At 53.5% G+C, this 23886-nt stretch carries 18 protein-coding genes; 7 read left to right on the forward strand and 11 right to left on the reverse strand.

Annotated features, from left to right (window positions below; genetic code table 11):
• Nucleotides 1-2: 2 nt before the first annotated feature.
• Together KTH90_RS19125 and KTH90_RS19130 are read right to left on the reverse strand one after the other, a co-directional pair.
• Nucleotides 3-206 (reverse strand): hypothetical protein, encoded by a 204-nt coding sequence (locus KTH90_RS19125; protein WP_158353245.1) that lies wholly within the window; start codon nt 204-206, stop codon nt 3-5.
• Complete coding sequence (locus tag KTH90_RS19130; RefSeq protein ID WP_158353247.1) at nt 193-1356, reverse strand: glycoside hydrolase family 27 protein; 1164 nt, start codon at nt 1354-1356, stop codon at nt 193-195. Before KTH90_RS19130 ends, KTH90_RS19125 begins: the two co-directional genes overlap by 14 nt.
• Before the next feature lie 206 nt (nt 1357-1562).
• On the opposite strand from KTH90_RS19130, the gene KTH90_RS19135 reads away from it, so the two are divergent.
• On the forward strand, nt 1563-2399 hold the full coding sequence (locus KTH90_RS19135) for an AraC family transcriptional regulator (RefSeq protein ID WP_158353249.1): 837 nt from the start codon (nt 1563-1565) through the stop codon (nt 2397-2399).
• 382 nt (nt 2400-2781) lie between these two features.
• Here KTH90_RS19135 and KTH90_RS19140 read toward each other — a convergent pair whose 3' ends face one another.
• The 8 genes from KTH90_RS19140 to KTH90_RS19175 form a co-directional block, all read right to left on the reverse strand.
• On the reverse strand, nt 2782-4170 hold the full coding sequence (locus tag KTH90_RS19140; protein ID WP_238727272.1) for an MATE family efflux transporter: 1389 nt from the start codon (nt 4168-4170) through the stop codon (nt 2782-2784).
• Between the two features lie 166 nt (nt 4171-4336).
• Nucleotides 4337-5701, reverse strand: a complete 1365-nt coding sequence (locus KTH90_RS19145; protein WP_158353251.1) for an efflux RND transporter periplasmic adaptor subunit — start codon at nt 5699-5701, stop codon at nt 4337-4339.
• Between the two features lie 13 nt (nt 5702-5714).
• Entirely contained in the window at nt 5715-8066 is a 2352-nt protein-coding gene (locus KTH90_RS19150; RefSeq protein ID WP_158353253.1) for an ABC transporter permease, read from the reverse strand.
• Entirely contained in the window at nt 8060-8767 is a 708-nt protein-coding gene (locus KTH90_RS19155; protein ID WP_158345437.1) for an ABC transporter ATP-binding protein, read from the reverse strand. The genes KTH90_RS19150 and KTH90_RS19155 overlap by 7 nt, the downstream gene beginning before the upstream one ends.
• Nucleotides 8730-9380, reverse strand: coding sequence for a TetR/AcrR family transcriptional regulator (locus KTH90_RS19160; protein WP_158353255.1), 651 nt, complete (start codon nt 9378-9380; stop codon nt 8730-8732). Before KTH90_RS19160 ends, KTH90_RS19155 begins: the two co-directional genes overlap by 38 nt.
• A 179-nt stretch (nt 9381-9559) precedes the next feature.
• Nucleotides 9560-10183 (reverse strand): ABC transporter ATP-binding protein, encoded by a 624-nt coding sequence (locus KTH90_RS19165; RefSeq protein WP_158353257.1) that lies wholly within the window; start codon nt 10181-10183, stop codon nt 9560-9562.
• A gap of 61 nt (nt 10184-10244) precedes the next feature.
• Nucleotides 10245-11627 (reverse strand): FtsX-like permease family protein, encoded by a 1383-nt coding sequence (locus tag KTH90_RS19170; protein WP_158353258.1) that lies wholly within the window; start codon nt 11625-11627, stop codon nt 10245-10247.
• Between the two features lie 4 nt (nt 11628-11631).
• Nucleotides 11632-13131 carry an ABC transporter permease gene (locus tag KTH90_RS19175; protein WP_158353260.1) on the reverse strand — a complete coding sequence of 500 codons (1500 nt, stop codon included), beginning with the start codon at nt 13129-13131 and terminating at the stop codon, nt 11632-11634.
• Nucleotides 13132-13371: 240 nt separating this feature from the next.
• Between KTH90_RS19175 and KTH90_RS19180 the strand changes: the two genes are divergently transcribed.
• Both KTH90_RS19180 and KTH90_RS19185 read left to right on the forward strand, forming a co-directional pair.
• Entirely contained in the window at nt 13372-14646 is a 1275-nt protein-coding gene (locus tag KTH90_RS19180; RefSeq protein WP_158353262.1) for an ABC transporter substrate-binding protein, read from the forward strand.
• A 26-nt stretch (nt 14647-14672) separates the two neighbouring features.
• Nucleotides 14673-17207 (forward strand): response regulator, encoded by a 2535-nt coding sequence (locus tag KTH90_RS19185; RefSeq protein WP_238727273.1) that lies wholly within the window; start codon nt 14673-14675, stop codon nt 17205-17207.
• A gap of 16 nt (nt 17208-17223) precedes the next feature.
• On the opposite strand, the gene KTH90_RS19190 is transcribed toward KTH90_RS19185, so the two are convergent.
• Nucleotides 17224-18111: an AraC family transcriptional regulator gene (locus KTH90_RS19190; RefSeq protein ID WP_158353266.1), complete on the reverse strand. Its 888-nt coding sequence runs from the start codon at nt 18109-18111 to the stop codon at nt 17224-17226.
• A 333-nt stretch (nt 18112-18444) separates the two neighbouring features.
• Between KTH90_RS19190 and KTH90_RS19195 the strand changes: the two genes are divergently transcribed.
• The 4 genes from KTH90_RS19195 to KTH90_RS19210 are packed head-to-tail and all read left to right on the forward strand — an operon-like array spanning nt 18445 to nt 23873.
• The gene (locus tag KTH90_RS19195; protein WP_238727274.1) at nt 18445-19326 is read left to right on the forward strand and encodes a carbohydrate ABC transporter permease; all 882 of its coding nucleotides are present in this window, start codon (nt 18445-18447) and stop codon (nt 19324-19326) included.
• A complete protein-coding gene (locus tag KTH90_RS19200) occupies nt 19323-20150 on the forward strand; it encodes a carbohydrate ABC transporter permease (protein ID WP_158353268.1) in 828 nt (275 codons plus the stop codon). Before KTH90_RS19195 ends, KTH90_RS19200 begins: the two co-directional genes overlap by 4 nt.
• A 40-nt stretch (nt 20151-20190) precedes the next feature.
• Nucleotides 20191-21537, forward strand: a complete 1347-nt coding sequence (locus KTH90_RS19205; protein ID WP_238727275.1) for an ABC transporter substrate-binding protein — start codon at nt 20191-20193, stop codon at nt 21535-21537.
• A 14-nt stretch (nt 21538-21551) separates the two neighbouring features.
• Nucleotides 21552-23873, forward strand: a complete 2322-nt coding sequence (locus KTH90_RS19210; protein ID WP_238727276.1) for a glycoside hydrolase family 3 C-terminal domain-containing protein — start codon at nt 21552-21554, stop codon at nt 23871-23873.
• The last annotated feature ends 13 nt before the right edge of the window (nt 23874-23886 follow it).

A 23886-nucleotide genomic window follows, 5' to 3' on the forward strand; every position in this document is an offset into this window, starting at 1 on the left:
AATCAGAATAAACAGCAACCCAATTCTTTAAAAAACTTAATTTTCTTCCGGAGCTGCTCCTGCGTCACCCCATAAGCGCGGGCCAGGCATTCCAGGCACAGGCATTCTTGTGCGCCCCGGTTAACCAGCCGCCGGAACAGCCCGATCTCATCATGAGTCAGCGGTTTTTGGCATTGATAACATCGTATTTGTCTATATTCCCCCATAACCGCATTCCACCAGTTCCGCCCGATAGATCCGGCAGTCGTGAGCCGGTATCTGCTGCGTATAGATCTCATGATACGTGCCCGCGTCTTCCCCGGTAAAAATATCCTTCAGCCGGAAACCATATCCGCACCTGCTGTCGATACCGATATCATAGAACCGCACACTGGCTTTTGTATCTTCATCCCCAAAGTTAAAGATCCCAATGGCGTAGGTTCCATCACTCAAATGTTTAAACAGCACACGCATGTTTTCATTCCCGAGGCCATCGTCATTGAACTGGAGCTTATGAATGTAAGGTGGCCTGGCTTCCTCATCCTGATCGATATCCAATAGTTCCCGGTTTGTCAGCAGGCGGTATGTTTCATCTGACATCGACCGAATATCCATCCCCAGCACCAACGGCGCGGATAGCATGCACCAGAACGCGAAGTGCTGACGGTATTCCACATCGGTACACCCCTCGCCAAAACCAATACTGCCCTTTCCGTAAAGCCCGGCCACCAGCATATCCAGATCATTAAAGCATCCCGGAGCGCTGTAGGGCAGATTATCAAGCTGGCTGAGCGCGATACTGCGGATCGATTCGTAGGTATCCGTGATATCCCTCGTAGAACGGAACATTCCCGCGCCTGTGGAACGTACCCATTGGGGCGTGTCATCCCTTCCCCAGTTACAGGCCGAAAGCACAATATCGCGGCCTGTAGCTTTAAGCGCCATACTCATCCGGTTGTACAGCATCGGCCCGTCCGCCTGAGAAGGTTTGTAGCAGTAGTCATACTTTAAAAAGTCGACTCCGATATCGGCAAAAAACTTCGCGTCCTGAAACTCATGTCCGAAGCTGCCGGGAAAATCCATGCAGGTGCGGATACCGGCGCTTGAATACATACCGAATTTGAGCCCCTTGCTGTGGACGTAGTCCGCCACCGATTTCATTCCATGGGGAAATTTGGCCAGGCACACCACCAGATTTCCCTTCTTGTCCCTTTCCCGCTCCAGCCACGCATCGTCGATGACGAGATAATTGTATCCTGCCTTGGCAAGTCCGCTCCCAACCATAGCATCCGCGGTCTCCCGGATAATTTCGTCATTGATTTTGTTCGTAAATGCATTCCAGGAATTCCAGCCCATTGGCGGCCGTTTTACGTACATGATATTCCTCCTTTTCTTACTGAGCATTTGGCCCATTCCAGAGCAGTTGTCTATGCAACCGTCCATATTGTTCATAATAGCAAACAAACTCACCTTTTACAGTTGTTTTTTGATTCATTTTTTACACCATTTGTTTCAAGGGTCCCGGTATTCATTGTGCAACTTTATGATAGATGCTATACTGAAAATGAAAGGAGAGTACCTTCATGTCGAAATATTCCGCTCAAAAACCACCTTTTATCATCCATTATTGCGGCAGCGAAGTATGTTCGCCGAAGCATCAGTTTGGTCCGGCTGTTCGTAAACATTATCTGCTTCACTATATCAACTCCGGACAGGGGTGGTTTTCCCTGGGAGATAAATCTTATCACATGCAGGCCGGCTGGGGATTCCTGATATGTCCGAATACCATGGTGACCTATCTGGCTGATGAGACCGATCCCTGGGAGTATTCCTGGGTCGGCTTCAGCGGTCAGTGCTGTGAGGATATATTGGAAAATATAGGCTTGTCCGCTTCTCTGCCGGTGTATACCACCATCGACCCGGAAAAATCCGCCGCTTATATGCGTCAAATTCTGGAGAGTAAATATTTGAATGCGGGCCGGGAATTCGCTATCGCGGGAGCATTTCTCTCTTTCCTGTCCACGGTCAAAGGTAATATCCGGCGTCCCGAAGATTCGGAGCTCAACGATACCGCGGCTCTGGCCACAGATTATATCTTCCGCAACTTCTCGTACGATATCTCGGTGGACGACGTTGCTCATGCCGCCTGTGTCAGCCGGGCCACTTTGTACCGCGTTTTTAAGGAGTGCTTTGGGGTTTCCGTGCAGCAGTATTTGATGGACGTGCGTATCTCCACCGCTGCTGAGATGCTTTCCACAACGGAATATTCTATCAATGAAATCGTTTATTCCTGCGGGTTCAGCAATTATCAATATTTTATACGGCTTTTCCAGAAGAAAAAGGGGATATCCCCTTCCCAGTACCGAAACCATTTCCGTATTCGGAATTTTGGATATGATTCCTGTCCGGACAGAGAGTGAAAGAAACGAAGGGGCTTCGTATGTCCGCTGCTTAGGGCTTTGAAACGCAGGCGGTATACGGGGACGCTGCGGGCGGCCGGATTCTTTTGTATCCCCCTGGAAGCGCGGAGGGCTTGCGCTGGAATACGCTAAGTGAAATCGAAAAGCCGGGTTCAGAGGCTCTTGCCCGTCGGACGTGAAGTCCGCCGTGCATCCTGAATCCGGCTTTTCGGTTTCACTAAGCGTATTCTCAGCCGCCCTATACGCTTCCAGGGGGATACAAAAGAATCCGGCCGCCCGCAGCGTCCCCGTATACCGCCTGCGTTTCAAAGCCCTAAGCAGCGGACATACGAAGCCCCCAGGAAATACGAACCATATTTATTAACACGCCTCCGGCCGCTGTTCAACGAGGTTGCGGTTTTTCGTACCGGGTGAGCCAGGAGCCCATGAGGTAGTAGGCCAGCATCAGGGCCGCGCACAGCACCCAGGTGATAATATAGCCCAGGAATACGACCATGATGTCCTGCATGATGGGTGTCATGACCGTGAGCCAGATGACCCGGACCACACACATGGTACCCACCATGATCAGCATAGGGATAACGGTCTGGCCGGAACCCCTGATGATACCGCTGCATACATTGGCGAACGCCACGAAAAGGTAGAACGGGGCCAGGGTCTTCAGCATGTAACTTCCGTAGTGGATGACATCCTGTTCCTTGGTAAAGATCCGCAGGATGACAGGTCCGAACAGATAGACAAGGACGGACAGGGTCAGGGTGATAATGAGGGTGATGATAAAACTTGCGCGGGCGGTTTTTCGGACCCGGTCATATCTGCGGGCGCCGATGTTCTGCCCGACAAAGGTTGTGCCGGCCAGGCTCAGGCTCATAAAAGGCAGGATGACAAAAGCGTCCACTTTTGTGTAGGCCCCGCAGCCCGCCATGGCCGCCGCGCCGAAACCGTTGATCTTGGATTGGACGATGACGTTTGAGAACGCGATGATGGACTGCTGCAAGCCCGCGGGCAGGCCCACCCGCAGAATTTTCAACAGGTATATTTTATGTATTTTCAGATCTCTTAGAATCAGGCGGTAGGACTCCGTGGTCCGGATCAGGCGGATGATAATCAGAACTGCCGAAACGGTCTGGGCGATGATGGTGGCGTATGCCACACCGGCCACTCCCATTTTGAAACATACCACAAAGATCAGGTCCAGTGCCACATTTACCAGGCTGGAGGCGATCAGATAGTATAGGGGACGCTTGGAATCACCGATTGCGCGCAGGATTCCCGCTCCCATATTGTAGATCATCAGGGACAAGATTCCTGCGAAATAGATTTTCAGATAACGGACCGAAAGTTCCATCACCTCCGCAGGAGTGCCCATCATCCTCAGTATAGCCGGGGTGAAGAGTATCCCGCAGAAGGTCAGGAATACGCCGCTGATCAGAATCATGGCTATGGTGGTGTGCACGGCGTCGTGCAGTTCCTTTTTCGCGTCCGCCCCGTAATATTGGGATATGATGACGCCTGCGCCTGTGGACAGCCCCAGGAAAAAACCGATCAGCATATTTATAATAGACATGCTGGAGCCGACGGCCGCCAGGGCATTCTTTCCCACATAGTTGCCGACGATGACCGAATCCACCGTATTATACAACTGCTGGAACAGGTTACCGATCAGCAGGGGCAGGGCGAAAAGAAGCAGCTGTTTCCAGATTACCCCGCTTATAATCGCATTCTGCCTGTTTTCTCCATCCTGACGCTGTTCCACTCTCATCTCTCCCATAACCTTTTGATCCTTTCCCTCTCATTTATTTTCCGGTGTGGGAGGGGACTGTCCCTTTCCGGCAGCGCAGCCGGCCTGCAAGAATATCGAAAGAGGAAAGGGACTGTCCCCGCTTTACTCTTTCCTATAGGTCAGTCGCCGTCCGGAATGAGCCAGTCCCCTCTCATCAGTATGTGACTCTGCTGCCGTCTTTTACTTTGCTGTCATAGGGGTTTGTGATGACGGTCTCCCCTTCTTTAAGCCCGGAGCGGATCTCCACCCGGCCGGCGCTCTGCACGCCGGTTTCCACCGGTACCAGTACGGCTTTGTTCTTTCGGATTACATATATGGAGCTGCCCGCCCCGTCCGGGATCAGGCTTCCGATCGGGACGGATAACACGTCTTCGGCTGCGGTAAAGGTGAATGTGACATCCACTTCATATCCGGCTCCGATCGCGGCCGGAAGATTCCCGGCGGATAATTCCACCGTACAGCGGTTTTCGGTCAGGCCCACCGTAGATACCACATCGTCCGCCACGGGAGAAATGAAATCTACAGCCGCCTCAAACGAGGTCCCGTCCGCCAGGGTGCACACCGCGGTATCCCCTGTCTTCAGAGCCAGCGCGTCCTCGGCAAGCAGGGACACCTGTATTAACATCCCCTCTTCGTCATAGATGACCGCCACGGGCTGGTTTTCCGTGACGAATCCCCCCACATCCGCCAGCAGATTCCACAGAACCCCTGTCTCAGGCGCGGTCACCGGGCCCCGCTCCATCTTTTCTTCCAGATCGTCTATCGTGATCTGAAGCTGCTGTGCCGCCGCATAGGAACTGTTATCTGTGTTGGAGCCGCTCTTGCCCAGGGATTTTAGCTGCTCCTCACAGGAGGCGATCGTCTCTTCATAATAAGCCCGTGTGGTGTCGGAGCTATTGTTCTGGGCAATGATCAGCTGCTCCTCCGCCGCATTCATCTGGCTTTGCAGCGCCTGCACTTCCCCTTCGCCCGGAGTGTAGCTGCCCGGCATATCCTTGTAATAATCCCGGGCGTTTTCATAGGACTGGACCGCCTGCTCATAGTTGATCCGGGCGATGGAGAGCTGGGCGTTTGCCGTCCCCCCTTCCCCGAACAGGCGGTCATACTCCTGTCTGGCGGCCGACAGCTGCTGCTCCAGCTGGGCGCGCCTTACGGATATCTCCGCCTTCGCGTTCTTATTCTCGGAGTAAATAGCCGACTGCTGAAGCTTCAGGGAATCGATCTGGTTCTGAAGTTCCTTTTTCACAACCGACGTGTCGATTTCCAGAAGAGTATCCCCTTCCTGCACTTTCCGCCCCACTTTTACAGGCGCTTCCCTGACGGTTCCCGTCATGTTCGCGTTGATGGTGATGCTGTGCCCGGGCGCCAGATGCCCCTGCTCCGTAACTTTCTCCGCAAGGGGGCCCCGTACGGGAACTTCCGCCTGCACCGGCAGGGACTGCAGCAAATAGAACGCGCCGGCGCCGGCACAGAGTACCACTAAGACGACCGCAAACCATATTTTATATCTTTTTTTCATGTTGAATCCCCCGTTATTCTCGTTCACGCAGAAGTTCCACAGGCGTGATTTTTTTCATTTTCTTTAAGATTGCCCGGTTACTCATCGCCACCGCCAGGAAAATAAGCCCCACGGATACCAGCAGGGAAGCGCCGTCCACAAAGTCCGGAATCGAGAACAGCTCCAGAGCCATCGTGCTGGAAATCAGCCTGCTGGCGCCCATGGTCATCGGAACGCCCAGTATCACTCCGCCGAAGGTGAGCAGCCATTGGCTGACCGATACGGTGTCCAGGCATTGCCGGTCGGACAGGCCCAGCATCCGCAAAGTGGCAAGCTCCCGCTTAAGCTCCTCAAAGCTGATCAGCGAGCTGGTGTAGATTACCGCCAGCCCCACCAGAACTCCCATGAACGCCATAACTCCCATGATACCGGTTAAGTTCCCCATCATGCCCCGGTATTGGTCCACCCGCTGCTGCCGGTTCTGAATCGTGGTTACCGATGTAGCGTCATCCAGCCGTTTTAGCAATTCCTGGCGCACCGGCTCCGGCGCCTTGATCAACATGGAAGTATAGGCATCCCGGTATTCGCTGATCTTTTCGACCCCTTGAAGGGACATATAGGCGCTGCTGCCCAGATATTGGGAGAACACTGCGGTCACCGGAACCCGGCTGATACGTTTTTCCGGGTAAGACACCTCCACTTCCAGCAAGTCGCCGGGCGACACGCCAAGCCTCCCGGCCATGTGGACCGACAGGACCAGTCCTTCCGGCTGTACCCTGACCTCCTGCCCGTCCTCGCCGTAAAGGCGGCACAGCCCGGAGTCCTGGGGAATCCCCTGGATCACGGAGTCGATCTCATCGCCCGGCCCCCGCAGGACCGCCGGTACCTCCACGATCCCCTCGATCCGTTCGATACCGGGGCTGCGTACCGCACGCCGGGCGTCACCGGCAGCCACCGGGGCGCTGAAGGATACGGTTATGTCCTGCTGCTGGTTCTTTTCCAGATAATCAAACAAAAAGACGTCAAACAGCGAATTCATGGAGACCAGAGTCGCCGTAATCATATAGGCGCAGGCGATCCCGAACAGCGAGAGCGCCGAACGCCTGGGATTACGTGCGATACTGCGCACCGCCATGGTTCCCGGCACAGTAAACAGTCCGGTAAATCCCGGGATCTTCTCCAGAAACAGCTGCCTTGCATTCTTCGGCGGGGCGGGATGAAGCGCCTCCGCGGGCACCAGCCTGGTTGCCGATTTCACGGACAAGCCTCCCACCACCGCACAAAAAAGGGTAGCGGCAAAAATACCGATGATCATATAGCGCGGCGAGACCGGCGACGACACTTTCGGAAGGCTGAAATATACCCGGTAAAAATCCGCCATCGGTCCCGCGGCCATACTCCCGCCTATCCCGCCGAAAAATCCGCCTGCCAGTCCCACAGCAGCTCCATAAGCGGTATAATGCCAGGCGATGGACCGGGCCGGAATGCCGAGCGCCATCAGCGTGCCGATCTGGGTCCGCTGCTGTTCGATCAGCCGGTGCAGCGTTATGTACAGGATGATGGACGACACCATCAGAAACAGGAAGGGAATGGCTGCCGTCACTTTATTAAGTTGTTCTAATTCCATTTCCAGAACCGAGACGGAAAGTTCCTCTTTATTTTCATAGACCCGGTAGCAGCCGTAGGGTTTCAGGGTTTCTTCCACATCCTTTCGGACCTGTTCCCAGTCCGCGTCCGGCCGGAGGGTCAGGACGAAATTATTGGCCCGTCCCTGCATGCCGTATAATCTCGCCATCATATCGTAATCCATAAACGCAGCGTCATAAGTATCCGGCGTAGGCAGCAGTTCGTTGATATTTTTCACCAGATAAATATTCTCCGGCGATATCCCGGTGCCCACTATGGTAAATGCGGTTTCCCGGCCCCCAACGGAGAGCTTCAGGGAATCGCCCGGCGACAGATCCCATGCCTTGCTGAAACCGTCTCCCGGGATGATCTGCCTTTCTCCCGCCTGGGGCATCATTCCCCGTGATAACAGGGGCAGATTATAACCATCCCCGCTGACAGAGATAAGTTTTAACTCCGCTTCCGCCGGCAGTCCCGCCACCCGCGCTGTTTTCACCAGACGGGCTTCTGCCCTGCTGATTCCCTCGATGCGCTCCAGCTCCTTCACGGCCGAGGCAGGAGCTTCCTGTACCTCCGCAAACGCGTCGCAGAAATTGGTCTTCTCAAAAAAATAATCCTTGGAATCTTCCAGCTGGTCCGCCGCGATCGACATCACCGAGTATCCTGCGAACCCCGTCATCACAATAACCGCTGCCACGATATAGGAAGCGGCTCCTTTGCGCATATCCCGAAGCATCTTTCGGAACAGATATCCTACCATGTCATCTCCTCCGCAGATACGGGAGCCGGGTTTACTTCCACCCGTTCGATGCGCCCGTCCCGCATATAGAACACCCGGTCGGCCACCTGGGCCATCCCCGCGTTATGAGTGATGGTGATCACCGCACAGCCCAGACGTTTCCGGACTTCCAGCAGCAGATTCACCACGGCGATACTGTTCTTGCTGTCCAGAGCGCCGGTGGGCTCGTCGCACAGCAGCAGGCCGGGATTCTTCACGATCGCCCGCGCGATGGATACCCGCTGCTGCTCCCCACCTGAGAGCTGGGATGGAAAATGCCTGCTCCGCTCCTTAAGCCCCACCATCGAGAGCGCTTCGTCGGGATTCATGGGGGAAGAGACGATACTGGCGGCAAGGGCTACGTTTTCCCTTGCGGTCAGGGACGGGATCAGGTTAAAGAACTGGAACACAAAGCCTACGGTGTCTTTCCGGTATTCCGACAGCTGCACGTCATTTAACTGCGTAAGCTCCCTGTCCCGGTACCAGATATGTCCGGCGCTGGGACGGTCCATTCCCCCCAGCATATTAAGCAGCGTACTTTTTCCTGAGCCGGACGGCCCCAGCACCACGATAAATTCGCCTGCCGCGATATCAAAAGCCGCTTCCGTCAAGGCGTTGACCTCAACGCCGGCACTACCGTAGGTTTTACTTAAGGCTTCCCCCCGAAGTATGGTTTCCGGCATGCTGCACCCCCTTTTCTGCAATTCCGTATATCAGAATTTCGAAGACCTGCTTTATTTTTTCGAGAGCCTCTTCCCGCCCTCCCTTGCTGTAAAAATCCTGAAGAAGCGAAGTGGCCAGCGGTAAGATCATCTCGATCACCAGATCCAGATCCACGTCTTTTCGCACCAGGCCTTTTTGCTGATCCTGCCGCAGATACTCAAGCACCTCGCTCTGGGACCGGCCCATCTGTCCCACGATATGCCGGATGAACTCGCTGTCATCCTGCGCCATCAGCATTCCGATCTGATTGTACCTGGGACAAAGCTCGATCCATTCCAATATCCCCGGAATAGAGGCAAGCGCCGCTTCGAAAAAGGTGATGTCGCCGGAAGGTTTCGGGTACCTTGAAAATATTTCCAGCTTCTCATGGCCGATCTTGTCGAGAATCAGCATATAGAGATCCTCTTTCCCTGAAAAATACTGGTAAAAGCTCCCCCGGGGGATACCGGCCGCTTTGACAATCCGGTTGATGGACGCGTCTGAGTAACGGTACCTGGCAAATTCGTCAATGGCGGCTTCTATGATCCGTTCTTTTTTGGGCGGTGGGAGATTTTCGAATGTAGACGTGGGCATGGATGGTCCTCTCCTTTTTCAACATGACAAGGTTGTCACATCATTTTTATCAGTATAATACACTCTCTTGAAAATAGCAATACAGAATTAAGGAGGGACCGGCCTCCTCCGAATCTGCCGCCGCCCGGAAGAGCCAGTCCCTCCAATTTCGAAACTTACTGTTTGTATATGTAACGGCTTTATGCCACCTGGCCGCCATGTAAGGTAATCACCACATCCGCCTCTTTTGCCACTTCATTGGAATGGGATACCATCACCACACACCGTCCATAGGTTTTTGCCGCATCCTTGAATACCGCCGTGATCTCCCGGGCCGTCGCCTCATCCAGGTTACCGGTTGGCTCATCTGCCAGGATCACAGGGGCCTGAGACGCCAATGCCCGGGCGATCGCCACCCGCTGCTGCTGGCCGCCGGACAGCTTCAGTACATTACGCCTGGCCTCCTCCCCGGTCAGCCCCAGCCTGGCCAGCACCGGAAGCGGCTCCTCCTTCGCGGTCAGGCACACATTCTCTTCCGGCGTCATATAGTCGATCAAATTATAGTTCTGGAACACAAAGGAGACGCCTTCCCGCCGGTACCGTTCCAGCCCGATTTCCCGGATTTCTTTTCCGTTAAATATGACCTGGCCTGCGTTTGGAACGTCCATGCCTCCCAGCAAAGATAGCAGCGTGGTCTTTCCACAGCCGGACGGCCCCAATATCACATACATTTTGCCTTTTTCAAATCCCAGATCAATCCCGTTCAAAACCGGCCTGCCTTCCGTATAATAATAGAAAACCTGTCTCGCTTCCAATATGTTCATTCTAACCTCCCGTATCCCATAGCTCCCAAAGGACTATGATCCTGCCGATCTGCAAATTTTCTTATTCCATGACCGTTAAGAGTTCCTTCGGCTTCCTGCGTACGATCACAAGAAAAGATATTCCCACCGAAATACCGACAATCACGATCCCCATAACGCCGGACAAGGCAAGCACCGGGAGCCGCAGCTCCGCCCCGAAGTTTACCTCCGGCGCCGCCGCATCCACGTCCACGGGATCATTAGTGAACGTGTAGGATACCGCTTCCGTATTCTCCTCCGCCTCCCCTGCGGCATCATGATAAAGCACCTTCCCAGCCTGCCGGGACAAAGGAAAGGAAACGGCGGCCGCCAGGCAAAAGGCCAGTGCAAAGATAAGACCGCACTCCAGAAAATGCTGCCACAGAATATTCCTCTTGGAAATCCCAAAAGCCATCAGCACCCCTGCCTCATGAATGCGGTCCCGCTCCCACAGGGTCAGCAGCAATGAGAGCAGGCTCACACTGATTACCGTGATCAGCCCCACCATCAGAAAAGTCATTCCGCTCAGCCTGTCCAGCGGTTCCACACTCTTTTGATAAGCCGTATTATTAACGGTCAGTCTCAGGGAACCCCAGTCTACCCCATCAAGCCTTTGAACCTCCTGCACAATCCGTTCCAATTCTTTTGGGTCTCTGGCAAAAAATGCGGCTCCCCCGTTAAAATATCGCTGTGACGTCCCCTGCAGTTTCCGGCCTATATCCTGACTGGTTGCGGCGTCTATGAAAATGAAGTTAGCCGGCAGGTCACATTCCGGTGTGTTCTGGTTTCCGGCCTCCGTGTGCATTTCATCAAAAATACCTGCGATCTTCAGCCGGTAGCCGTCCTCCGAAGCGCCCGCGCCGGCAGCTTCACCTGTCACATTGCCGTCTTCTGTTATATATGCGGTAAATGTATCGCCCGCCTTCAGCTGATTCATCTGCGCTAATTCCCGCGATATTAACGCCTGCCCCGTATCGTCCGGCCTCAGATGCCTGCCTTCTTCCAGGGTAAAAATATTCAGCACAAAATATTCATGCAGGCTGCTGTCGTTATTGCCCAGCAGGCGGGTCATCTGCGCTTTACCGTCGCCTTCCCCGGTGAACTTTCCGGGCTTTAGGGTCAGCTCCGGCACGCTCAGATACCAGGTATCCATGGCGTTATACGCTTTTATCCCCTCTGTTTCCATCACCTGATCGATCAGCTGCCGGTCCGTGAACTGCCGGATATTCATCTTCTGGTAATCGGGCGCGATCTTAAAATATCCGCCTATGCTTTCCCGCAGCTGAGCCGCCGCTGTCTTAGCGGCCCGGTTGACCGCCATCCCTGCCAGCAGCAGGGTCATAATGACCAGAAATGTGACCAGCAGCAGCGCCGTTTTTCCTTTTTTCCGAATAACAAAAAGATACGCTCTGCGATATGCCGGCATAGCATCACCCTCCTCCCAGAATATCCCGCGGCTTCTGCCTGATCACCCGCATGGATGAGACGACCACGGATGTGACCGACACCAGCAGCATGGTCAGGAATACCCCCGACGCGGTTCCCGGCGTCAGATGATACGTAAGCGACACCTCCGCATCCGGCATTTTATTAACCATCACATTGGATTGCTGGTCTATGACTACCTCGAAGGGCTGGGCGCTGCCCGGCGAGCTGACCATTCCCGCCAGTCCATTCCCGATCACATCGGTTACCGGCCCGGCCAGCAGACCGGCCAGCAGAAAGGCTGCTGCGGCCACAACACAGCATTCCAGAAGGAACTGGGCCAGGGTTGTCTGCTTTTTCACCCCGATGGAGGCCAGTATGCCGATCTCCCGCTTTCTGCTCCGCACCCACATAGTCAGAATCAGGGAAAGGACCGCCAGCGCTCCCGCGGCCATTATAACAGCCAGCACCGTGGACAGCTTTACCATCGTCCGCAGCGGCCCGGCCGCGGCCTGATAATCGTGATCGTAGCGTTTCAAGCTGTAGTAGCTCCAGTCCACCGTATCGTTTGCCAGGACCTGTTCCTTTACGGAATCCAGCAGCAGAGGGTCTTCCACGAACAGGGTCACTTCACTGATCACCCGGTCGCTTTCACGGGCCAGCACGTCATTGCCGTAATGGGTATTGTATTCAACCTGCGCCCAATGCCGCATGTTGGGGTCTGCGAAGATAATATTGGCAAAGATATTGTCCTCGGAAGTCCAGTTGGACAGATCCTGTTCGAAATTGATCCGGAAAATCCCGACGATCTCCGACTCAAACGCCGTTCCGTATCGCTCCCCGGTGATAAAATCAAAATTATAAGAATTGATCCGGTCACCGATCTGAAGCCCGTTCATCTTTGCCAGCTCCTCTGAGATGACAGCCTTTCCATAATCTCCTGTTTCGATATGGCGGCCCTGTGTCAGCTCCAATGCGCCGTTAGCGAAAAATGGATGCCACCGGCCGTCTTCGATCAGATAAAAACCATTGGTATGGGAATAGGTCTCATCGGAAAGCCTGCTCTGCCGCAGGCTCTCGTCCAGCCCCTGCGGGTCCGTTTCTTCTATCTGCCGCAGCTCCTTCGAATACCCTCCCGGCCTTACCTCCAGGCCGGTATATAAGGTTTCATGCCCCATTTCGGAAAAAAATCCGCAGACTCCATCGATATCCAGCAGCTGTTCCAGCTTGGACTGGGTCAGCAGGGGCACCTTCAGCCTCCGCTCCATCTCCCCGTCCTCATTTTGAGCCAGTTCAAACAGATGCTCCCCCGATATCGGATTCATTTCCAATACGAGTCCGGTGTTCATGGTCTTTCGCACTTCATCCGCGGCCTTTTGGGCGCTGGCGCGGATCGAGAGTCCCACCAGCAGGAAAAGGCCCGTCACAAGCATGATCAGGAATAATAGAATACTTCTCACTTTTTTCCTGGTGACGTATAAATATGCCCTCTTAAAAACACCCATACAAAACCCCCTTTGCCACTTGCTGCGCCTGTACCTATTTTATTGACCATATTATATCATAGCTATTTCTGCGGTTCAATTTGTAGTTTTGGCAGTTTTGGCTGGCTGCGGTGCTGTAAATATCCTTGTGCTGCCGGATACGCCATGTTACAATTATAAAGCAAATGGGATATTCCGTAATCCTTTTATCCTCCGTTTGGATCGGATTATATTTCTTATAGATTAAAAGAGGTTTGAACCATGAAAAAACACCCGGTTATTTTACTATATATTCTCCTCAGTATTCTGGTTTCCTGTATTTTCACCGGATGCGGGTCCGCCCGGAGCCGGAATATCATATTTGAGAACAGTCAGGAAGACGTAAAACCACAGGTCTCCTTGACTTTTTTTGGGTTCAAATACGAGGCCCTCAATGTCACGGCAATCGAAAATTCCCTGCATGGCTTCATGGATCAATACCCGGACATCTCCATCTCCTATGACGGCATTAAAAATCCCCCATATTTTGAGATACTCGAAAAAAGACTGGCTACCGGAAACGGGGACGACGTCTTTATGCTGGATCATGCCAGGGTGCTGGAACTGGGCCGGCAGGGTGAACTGGCGGATCTTTCCGGCCTGTCCACCCTGGGGAATTTCAGTGAGCTGGCAAAAAGCCAGATGACCGCCCTCGACGGTATTTATTATCTTCCCACCTCCATCTCAGCTTTCGGCCTGTACTGTAATCTGGATCTTCTAAAGGAGCACGGGCAGGAGGTTCCCCATAATCTGGCGGAATTTGAGCAAGTATGTGACTATTTCGCCGCGGAAGGTATCACGCCGATTGTGGCCAATAACGATATTTCTTTGAAAACCGTGGTCCTGGCAAAATGTCTGCTGCCCTATTATTCGGGTGCTGCCTCCGGTCAGATCGCGCGGTTCAATGATGATCCGGCCGCGCTTGCCGATACCCTGCGCCCCGGCTTTCAATTCGTAGAGCGGATGTTCACGCGCCGCTGGATAGACCGGAAGGAAACGCAGCGCACGTCTAAGACCAAAGAGGATCTGGCCGCCTTTTCCAAAGGGGAGCAGCCGTTTATGTTAACCGGCGTCTGGGCCGTCCCCCGGCTGCGGGATCTGAATCCCGATTTTGAATTCGAGGTCTATCCCTACCCTATTCTGGATGACGGAAGCGTGTTGGTGATCAATATGGATACCCGGATCGGCATCAACGCCAACAGCCGCTATCCCGAAGAAGCCAAACAGTTTGTGGAATATCTCACCCAGAACGATGTCATGTGGGAATTTGTCGACAGCCAGAGTTCTTTCAGTCCGCTGAAGGAGAACCGTCTGGCCGAAGACGACGCGATCCAGCCAGTCGGGCCGTATCTCACCAACGGCCGCAGTGTAATCGGTTCCGATGACAATCTGCTGTTCCCGATCTGGGATCTGTCCCGGGAATGTATCGAGGGTATGCTGGAGGGCGACGATGCGGATACGGCCGTATCCCATATGGAGCAACTGCTGACACAATAGATTGGATTACGCTGGAGGAATGAAACATGAAAATAAAACACAGATGGAAAACGCTTCTCCTTGCGGTCCTATCCGTGTCAATCGTGCTTTTGGGCAGTATCTACTACCTCAGGAGCGTACAGAACTCTCTGTGGCTCAAATCGGTAACCGACGTCCTGGAAGTAACGGCGCAGGGCTGTCATGCGCTGGATACTTATATTGAAAAGGATATGGAGATGCTGCATTGGCTCGCCGAAGACCTGTCGGCGGAAGATTCCCGCGACGGCAAAGCAATTCAGGAGGAAATGCTGCATCTGTCCGGAGATTCCGGCTCCTCCTATATCTGCGTCAGCCTGGATACCAATACCTGTTACGGCACACAGCCCGGGGAGGCGCAAAAGCTTAACCCGGAACAGGCCGAGGCTTTATTGTCCCTGCAGGGCAGCGGAATTCGGGAACCGTATCTGGATGGCCGTACCGGCGTGTGGACGTTGGGATATTACGAACGGTTTTCATTTCAGGACGGAGCGGAGGGATTCCTGCAAAAGTCCCTGCCCCTCTCTACGGTCGCGGAACGGTTTTCCCTGTCTTTCTACGACGATACCGGGTTTTCTTATGTGGTCAGCCCACAGGGGGATATTTTGATCCGCTCTTTACACCGCAACAGCAACCGTACCTTTCAAAACCTGTTTGATATCATCGACCTGCAAGGCAATGATCCGGATGAAATCCGGTCATTTCAGGCCGCATTGGAGCTTGGGAAAAAAGGGGCTGCCCGCTTCCACTATCAGGAAGAAGACTACGTGTTCTGTTACGTGCCCATGGAAAATACGCCGGGATGGTATCTGGTGTCCATTGTCCCCAACCGGGTCATCATGGAACAGACCCACAATATTGTCCAAAATTCCCAGGTGTTTCTCATTCTGATACTGGTAAGCGGTCTGATCATGGCCGCATTTTATATCGTCCACCGAACCACCTCCCGGCGGATACTCCAGGCCGAAGAACGCGCGCGCCTGGCCGCCGAGAGCGCGAACACCGCCAAAAGCCGTTTTCTGTCCAATATGTCCCATGATATCCGCACTCCTATGAACGCCATCATCGGTATGACCCAATTGGCTTCCCGTCACGCCGGGGAACCGGATAAGGTCAGGGAATATCTGAAAAACATTGAACTGTCGGGACAGCTTCTGGTGGGACTGATCAACGATATTCTGGATATGTCCAAGATCGAAAGCGGTAAAATGAAACTGAATAACATGGATACTTCCCTGGAAACACTGCTTACGAATCTGGTGCGAATCATACAGCCGACGGCTGCACAAAAGAACCAGGGATTCCACATCTATTTACACGGCATTACACACGAAACGCTTTCTTTTGATCCGCTGCGCCTCAATCAGGTGCTCATCAACCTGCTCTCCAACGCGGTAAAATTCACGTCGGAGGGCGGCGCGGTCCGGGTCGATATTACGGAAAGTCCTTCCGTCCGGGAAAACAGAGCCCATCTGACCATCCGCGTGGCGGATACCGGGATCGGTATGAAGCCGGAATACCTCCGGCACATCTTTGATTCCTTTTCCCGGGAACAGGACGACCGGGTTCATCAGACCGAAGGAACCGGCCTTGGCATGGCCATTGTCAAAATGATCGTCGATATGATGGAGGGGACGATCACCGTGGACAGCAGACCCGGGGAGGGTTCTGTCTTCACCGTGGACCTGGACCTGCTCCTTGCGGCCGCTGCCGATCAGGAAAACCCGGCGCTGCCCGGCATCCGAATCCTCATCGCGGACAGTGATCCCGAAGAAAGCCGCACCACCGCAGAATTTCTGCGCGCTCTGGGGCTAAGCCCGGATCTTGTTCCGTCAGGAGAAGCGGCCGTACAGAAAGCGGCCGCCGCCCACAGCCGCGGGGATGATTACACTTTGATCCTGTTGGATGCGGAATTGGAGGATCCGGACGCGGTCGGGACAGCCCTGGCAATCCTGGAGCAGACGGGCGAAAAACCGCCGTCTCTTCTCCTGTCCGCGTATGATTGCGCGGGTATGGAGGAGGAAGCTGCCGCTGCCGGCATAAAAGATTTTCTTCAGAAGCCGTTACTTAAAACCGCTCTGCACCGCTGTATCTGCCAAAACGTCCTGGGAGATAAACCGACGGCGACTTGCAAAGACATGAGCCAGGATCTGACCGGCAGGCGTATTCTTCTGGCGGAAGATAATATGCTGAACCAGGAGATCGCGCGGGAATTATTGGAAGGCCTGGGCGCGCAGATGGACATGGTTTCCAACGGCCTGGCCTGTGTGGAATCATTTGAAAAATCGTCTCCCGGGCATTATGACCTGATATTAATGGACGTGCAGATGCCCGTCATGAACGGGTATGAGGCGACAAAACAGATCCGCGGCTTAGACCGTGCGGACGCCGGCGTCATCCCCATCCTGGCTATGACCGCGGATGCCTTCGCGGAGGATGTGGAGGCCACCCTGGCCGCGGGTATGAACGGTCATCTGGCCAAACCACTGGATATTCCGACAATGATAAGACAGATCCATCTACTCTTGAATGGGAATGGAGACTGACCGCCGCCGCAACCGTTTACAGGTAGCCGTGTGTCCGCAGATAGGGATTTTTCACATGGGACATGTTGGGGCCTGCCAGGGACTTCCGGTATTTCAGGGGCGGCTGCCCGTAATAGTGCTGGAAAGCCCTGGTAAAGGATCTGCTGTCGGAGAAACCATTGTCCAGAGCGATCTGCAGGATGGAGTAGTCGCTTTCCGTAAGGTCCTGGTAGGCGTGGTGCATGCGGATACTGGTCAGATATTTCTTAAAGGTGGTGCCCATGCACTCTTTAAAGGTCCGTGACAGATGTTCCTTGGATATTCCGTAGTCCCTGGACAGGGTATCCAGAGAAATCGTCTCCCGGTAATGCGTATCGATATAGGCTATAATATCCTGGCACCGCTCCATGTACTTCTGGGTTTTGATAGCGGTAGGCACCTCCTTCTCCCTCTTGAACTCGGTGAGAAGTATATATAAGATCTCATAGAAACTGCTGTTTAGCTTCAGCTGGTAATGAAGATTCGTTTTCCGGTTGCTGAACACCGGAAAAATTTCTTTAAAGATTCTGCCCAACTGGGTATAACCGGCTTTCTCCTGATCCAGCACAAAACAGATATCCTCATAGGCGGGGTAAATCTGTTTTAAAAAAGCCACGGGAAATATAATAGTGATGGCCTCCGCAGGGCTTGAATAATTCATATGGCAGCCGTGCACCTCTCCCCCGTTGATCAGGACCAGATCCCCGGCCTTCGCCACGAACCTGCGGCCGCCCACGTCAAACAGGCAGTCCCCCCACAGGATGTAGGTCAGCTCCAGGCTGCGGTGCCAGTGTTTATCCACCTCCATGATCTGGTTCTCTGTGTGTACATACACCCAGGCGAGAAATTTTTCAGGAACTTTAATCGTCTCGTGGGGATATTCCATAGAATCCTCCTCTGCCGTTTGCCGGCTCTTTTTTTTCTATTTTTCTTTCCTATTTGACCTTCTATTTTCTTCATATCTTGTCTTTATTATGGTAAATCCCTCTGAAATTGTCAATATTACGTTAAATAATATCAATTTTTTGCATATTTTTCGCTAATAATCGAACTGAAACTCCACGGAAGCCGGATTATAATAAAATCACTGAAGAAAACAACATACCCACATACCACGGTAAAGAGGCTGTCATGATGTAATAGAAAAGTTATTACGGATATGGCGGCCTTTCAAAAATAAACAACATTATCAATGGAGTTTCAAGGAGGTAGGTAATCTGTGAAAAAGCAAAAAATGGGATTTTGGCGCCACGCGCTGTTTCTGGGGCCGGCATCCCTGGCCTTTGCGCTGGCCGTAGTCGTTCCGTTTGTAATCAGCGTCATCTATTCGTTTACGGACTGGAACGGAGTGGCCAATGACATCAAGTTTATCGGACTGGACAACTTTGTGAGAATCTTCTCCGGGAAGTCTAATTTTCTGGGTTCCTTCTGGTTTACACTGAAAATCTCGGTGGTGAACGTCATTTTGATCAACGTGCTGGGAACCCTGCTGGCGGTAGCCCTTACATCGGCCATCCGCGCAAAAGGGCTGTTCCGTGTAGCCTTTTATCTGCCGAATACGATCGGCGGCCTGATTCTGGGTTTCGTATGGCAGTTCATCTTCGTCACAGGCTTTCCCGCTATTGGACAACTGCTTCAATCGGGCTTTTTCAACCAACAGTGGCTGGGCACGGAGTCTACCGCGTTTATCGGACTGGTGATCGTCAGCGTCTGGCAGAACGTGGGGTATGTGATGGTAATCATGACCGCCGCACTGATGGGCGTCCCTTCCGATCTGATCGAATCCGCCCGGATCGACGGCGCGTCGGCTGTGTGCACCTTCTTCAAGGTAAAACTGCCTCTGTGTATGCCTTACATAACCGTGTGCCTGTTCTGGACGATCTCCAACGCCTTTAAGATGTTCGAGCTGAACTACTCGCTGACGAAGGGCGGCCCCTATGGATCTACCAATTCCATGGCCCTGTATATTTACAACGACGCGTTTGCCAACAATAAATACGGGTTAGCCACTGCCGAGTCACTGGTGTTCTTCGTAATTATCATGCTCATAACCGGCATCCAGATGTACTTCACCGGCAAGAAAGAGAGGGAGTACCAATGAAAAAAGGTAAAATCGGATCTGTCATCCTGTTTCTCGTCATGTTACTGGCGGTCCTTGTGTTCCTCTATCCTCTGTTCGTGGTGGTGATGAACTCCTTTAAGCCGCTGGGCGATATTATCGCAAGGCCTCTTGAGATTCCCGGCATCCTGCATCTGGAGAATTATATCAATGCCTGGAAAACGGTAGAAATCCCCAGGGTCATGTGGAATACCGCCCTGGTGACCGTCCTCTCCGTAACCGGGATCGTACTGTTAAGCGCTATGAGCGCCTACTGGTCCGAGCGGCATCCCACCGTTTATTCCCGTATATTTTCCAGGCTGCTGGTTCTGTCCATGCTGATCCCTTTTGCCTCCCTGATGATTCCTCTGGTACAGGTGATGCGGGTGTTCCGCCTGAACAATTCCCTGTCCGGGGCCATCGTCACCTACTGGGGAATCGGTCTGGCCTTCGCCTTCTTTATGACACAGGGCGCGGTGAAATCTCTCCCCTATGAGCTTGAGGAGGCGGCCAGAGTAGACGGCTGCGGCCCGGTGCGGGTATTCTGGCAGATCATTCTTCCGCTGCTGCAGCCCACCATGGTGACGATCTTCGTCATGGACATCTTCTGGATCTGGAATGACTTTATCGTTCCGCTGATCCTGCTGGACAGCAGCCAGCTGAGCACGATCCAGCTGGCGATCAAGAAACTGTTCAGCCAGTATTCCAGCCAGTGGGATCTGGCGCTTCCGGCGCTGGTGATCTCCATTGTTCCTATATTAGTGGTATTCGTCCTGTTACAGAAAAAAATCGTCGGCGGTATTCTGGCCGGAGCTGTAAAGGGATAAATATAAAACAAAACCGTAAATACAGAAGGAGGAAACGTATATGAAAGAAAGAAAAAGACTTTTGGCACTGCTGTTGTCAGGTGTGATGGCCCTGGGCATGTTTGGCTGCGGAGTTACCACCGGTTCCGGTGATGCCGCCCCGGAAAAGACCCCGGCCGCACAGGACAGCGGGGAAGCCGCCGGCGATAAGGGCACTGGCACTGCCGATGCAGGTACCACAGAGAAAAAGACCATCTACATCTATCAGCTGAAGATCCAGATCGACGAGGCATTGAAAAATGTATGCAAACAATATTCCGAGATGCATCCGGAGGTGGAATTCGTGGTGGAATCCGAGGCCGATAACTATTTTACCTCATTAAAGACCAAGTTTACCGGCGGACAGGCTCCGGACGTGTTTACCATCGTAGGTAACGCGGACGCGAAGCTGTGGCAGTCCCACCTGGAAGACTTAAGCGACCAGCCCTGGGTAGCGGATATGATTGACCTGGCCAAACAGGACATTACCATCGACGGCGGCGTATATGGACTGCCGGTTTCCGTGGAAGGCTATGGTTATATGTACAATAAAAAACTGTTTGAACAGGCGGGAATCACCGAGGTGCCCACCACGCTTACCCAGATGAAGGCAGCCGTGGATAAATTAGAAGCGGCAGGCATTTCCCCCATCACACAGCCCTACATGGATTGGTATCAGGCCGGAAACTTTATGGTAAATGTAGGGATTGCCAGACAAGAGGACCCCATGGCGTTCCTCCAGGGATTAAACGACGGCAGCACCACTTTCGTGGATAACCCCGTATTCCTGACGCTGGCGGATTATCTGCTCTATGACGTATCCAAATGCACGAACCCGATGAATACCGACTTCAACACCCAGACTTCCCTGTTCAGCAACCAGGAAGTGGCCATGACCCTGGGAGGAAACTGGAACCAGCCCACGCTGGACGAAGCCGGACCGGATCTGTCCGCGGGCTTAATGCCTTTCCCCATCGATGATGACAAGGAAGCCAACGATATGCTGTTTGCCGGGGTAACCGGATACTGGGGCATCAACAAGGACTCTGAGGCAAAGGAAGAGATCAAGGAATTCTTTACCTGGCTTTCCACCACCCCGGAGGGACAGAAATGCATGACCACCGATCTGCAGATGATTCCCGCCTTCCGGTCCTTTGAAGCGGACCCGGACAGCATCGGTGAACTGGGAACAGATCTTTCTTCCTATATTAATCAGGGTAAGGTATATGGCATGTATCATTCCTATTATCCGGACGGATTTGCCCAGGCGGCCGGGGAGGCCGTACAGAAGCTGGTGGCCGGCAACATCGACGGCGTGGCTTTCACCCGTGAGCTTCAGAACGGCTGGAATAACTTAAAGACCGAGTAAACGGAGGTTATTTTGTGAATATAGAGGATATTATCAAAAAAATGACCCTGCATGAGAAGGTGATGTTCTGCACAGGTAAAAATTCCTGGAGAACGCTGGACTTGCCGCACCTCGGAGTGCCGTCTGTCCTGATGAGCGACGGCACCAGCGGGGTCCGGTTCCAGATGGGCTCTGACGATCCAAAGCCCTCCACCTTTTATGACACATTAAGCGGCCGTTTCGACGACGAGAAAGCCCTTAACAATACCTGCGAGGCTACGGCATTCCCCTCCGGATCAGCCATCGCCTGTTCCTGGAACAAAGACCTGATCCGCCAGGTCGGCCGGGCCATCGCAGCCGAGTGCCGGGGTATCGGCATCCAGCTGCTGCTGGGCCCGGGTATCAATATCCGCCGGCATCCCCTGACAGCCCGGAACTTCGAATATTATTCCGAGGACCCCTGTCTGGCCGGCGACATGGCTGCCGCCATGGTAGAAGGTGTCCAGAGTCTGGGTGTGGGAACCTGCATGAAGCACTTCGCCTGCCACAATTCCGACACCCGCAGAACCCGTGTCAATGTAAAAGCGGAAGAAAGGGCTCTGCGTGAAATCTATCTGGCCCCCTATGAGCGGGTAGTAAAGAAAGCGGATCCCACCAGCGTCATGTCCGCGTATAACAAGATCAACGGCCAGGAGTGCAGCGGGGATAACCGCTATGTCCGCGACATTCTGAAAAAGGAATGGGGATTCGACGGCTGTGTCATCTGTGACTGGGGCGCCGTCAAAGATTCCGTGGAGGCCTCCAAAGGCGGCATTGACCTGCAGATGCCTTTAAGCCCTGCCTCCTCCAAATATCTGGAAGAAGCGGTACAAGACGGCCGTCTCGATGAAGCGCTGCTGGATGAGCGCGTACGCAATATTCTGAAGCTGGTACAGCGCCTGTCGGAATCCGCGCCTGCCGATTCCGATACGGAGGCAGACTTTGACCGGCATCACAAGCTCGCCAGGGAGGCCGCTTCGGAAAGCATGGTCCTGCTGAAAAATGACCGGATACTGCCGATCCGGCCAGGTTTTGCTAAGAAGCTGGCTGTAGCCGGCCTGCTGGCCGAACAGCCGCTGTACCAGGGAACCGGCTGCGCCATCGTCCGGGCCAAAGAGGTGGATATCCCTCTGACAGCCATCAAGCGCTACGCCGATGAAATGGATATGGAAGTCACCTATGTCCCCGGCTACGGCGCGGATGGCACAATCGACCCGGATCAGCTTAAAAAAGCAGAGCTTGCCGCACGGGAGGCCGATCTGGTCCTGGTATTCGCCGGTTCCTTCCTGCCCGAGGAGGACGACGACTATAACCGTAAAAACATGGCGATCCAGGAGGGACATGAAGCTTTGATCCACGCAGTCTCCGGCGCCAATGAAAACACTGTGGTCATCCTGTCAAACGGGGACGTATGTGAAATGCCCTGGGAGGCGGAAGTAAAAGGGCTTCTGGACGTGTGGTACAGCGGGGAAGGCATGGGACAAGCGGTAGCCGATATCCTGTTCGGAGAAAGCAATCCCTCCGGCCGTCTCTCCGCCACCATTCCCTTCCGGTTAAGCGACACTCCCGCCTATCTGGAATTCCCGGGCAATACGTTTGACCTGACCTACAATGAGGGCATCTATGTGGGTTACCGGTATTATGATAAAAAAGATGTGACACCCCGCTATCCTTTCGGTTACGGGCTGTCCTACACTAATTTTCACTATTCGGGCCTGAAGGCCGGCGATGACTACCGCGTTCCCGGGACCTACCGGGTCAGCGTGGACATCACGAACCGGGGGGCCTACGGCGGAAAGGAAGTCGCGCAGCTCTACATAGCCCAGGCCGCTCCCGGACTGCCCCGTCCTGTGCGGGAGCTAAAAGCCTTCGAAAAGGTGTACCTGGGGCCGGGAGAGACAAAGACCGTCACCTTTGATTTGACGGAGAGAGACTTTTCCTATTATGACCCGGAATCCGCAGGCTGGGTCGTGGACTCCGATACCTTTATGATAGAGATCGGCGCTTCCAGCAGGGACATCCGGGAAAGTCATAAAGTTCAGGTTTACAATGAGAAAAAGCCCGTGCGCAGATTGCGCAAAGACTGTGGTTTTGCGGAGCTTCTCTCCACGGAGCAGGGCAGGGAAATCTTCTATAATTTCCTGATAGAACGAAAGCTGCTCACAAGGGATCAGATCAATCCTGAGACGGAAAAATCCTTCCTGTGGGCCTTCTGGCCGGTCCGTTGTTTTCTCGATATGGGCGCCGGTGAAATGATTACTTACGAAATGATCGATGAGCTCATCGACCGGATCAATCAGGCATTGGAAAACGGTTAATCCGATCGTGGCA

Source organism: Diplocloster modestus (genome assembly GCF_019042245.1).
Lineage (GTDB): Bacteria > Bacillota > Clostridia > Lachnospirales > Lachnospiraceae > Diplocloster > Diplocloster modestus.

What these genes read in the sequence shown, in the direction of transcription:
- KTH90_RS19205 (WP_238727275.1), top strand. Translation starts at nt 20,191, where the DNA reads ATGAAAGAAAGAAAAAGACTTTTGGCACTGCTGTTGTCAGGTGTGATG.
- KTH90_RS19175 (WP_158353260.1), bottom strand. Translation starts at nt 13,131, where the DNA reads ATGGGTGTTTTTAAGAGGGCATATTTATACGTCACCAGGAAAAAAGTG.
- KTH90_RS19170 (WP_158353258.1), bottom strand. Translation starts at nt 11,627, where the DNA reads ATGCCGGCATATCGCAGAGCGTATCTTTTTGTTATTCGGAAAAAAGGA.
- KTH90_RS19145 (WP_158353251.1), bottom strand. Translation starts at nt 5,701, where the DNA reads ATGAAAAAAAGATATAAAATATGGTTTGCGGTCGTCTTAGTGGTACTC.
- KTH90_RS19150 (WP_158353253.1), bottom strand. Translation starts at nt 8,066, where the DNA reads ATGGTAGGATATCTGTTCCGAAAGATGCTTCGGGATATGCGCAAAGGA.
- KTH90_RS19155 (WP_158345437.1), bottom strand. Translation starts at nt 8,767, where the DNA reads ATGCCGGAAACCATACTTCGGGGGGAAGCCTTAAGTAAAACCTACGGT.
- KTH90_RS19190 (WP_158353266.1), bottom strand. Translation starts at nt 18,111, where the DNA reads ATGGAATATCCCCACGAGACGATTAAAGTTCCTGAAAAATTTCTCGCC.
- KTH90_RS19200 (WP_158353268.1), top strand. Translation starts at nt 19,323, where the DNA reads ATGAAAAAAGGTAAAATCGGATCTGTCATCCTGTTTCTCGTCATGTTA.
- KTH90_RS19165 (WP_158353257.1), bottom strand. Translation starts at nt 10,183, where the DNA reads ATGAACATATTGGAAGCGAGACAGGTTTTCTATTATTATACGGAAGGC.
- KTH90_RS19160 (WP_158353255.1), bottom strand. Translation starts at nt 9,380, where the DNA reads ATGCCCACGTCTACATTCGAAAATCTCCCACCGCCCAAAAAAGAACGG.
- KTH90_RS19125 (WP_158353245.1), bottom strand. Translation starts at nt 206, where the DNA reads ATGGGGGAATATAGACAAATACGATGTTATCAATGCCAAAAACCGCTG.
- KTH90_RS19135 (WP_158353249.1), top strand. Translation starts at nt 1,563, where the DNA reads ATGTCGAAATATTCCGCTCAAAAACCACCTTTTATCATCCATTATTGC.
- KTH90_RS19180 (WP_158353262.1), top strand. Translation starts at nt 13,372, where the DNA reads ATGAAAAAACACCCGGTTATTTTACTATATATTCTCCTCAGTATTCTG.
- KTH90_RS19130 (WP_158353247.1), bottom strand. Translation starts at nt 1,356, where the DNA reads ATGTACGTAAAACGGCCGCCAATGGGCTGGAATTCCTGGAATGCATTT.
- KTH90_RS19185 (WP_238727273.1), top strand. Translation starts at nt 14,673, where the DNA reads ATGAAAATAAAACACAGATGGAAAACGCTTCTCCTTGCGGTCCTATCC.
- KTH90_RS19140 (WP_238727272.1), bottom strand. Translation starts at nt 4,170, where the DNA reads ATGGGAGAGATGAGAGTGGAACAGCGTCAGGATGGAGAAAACAGGCAG.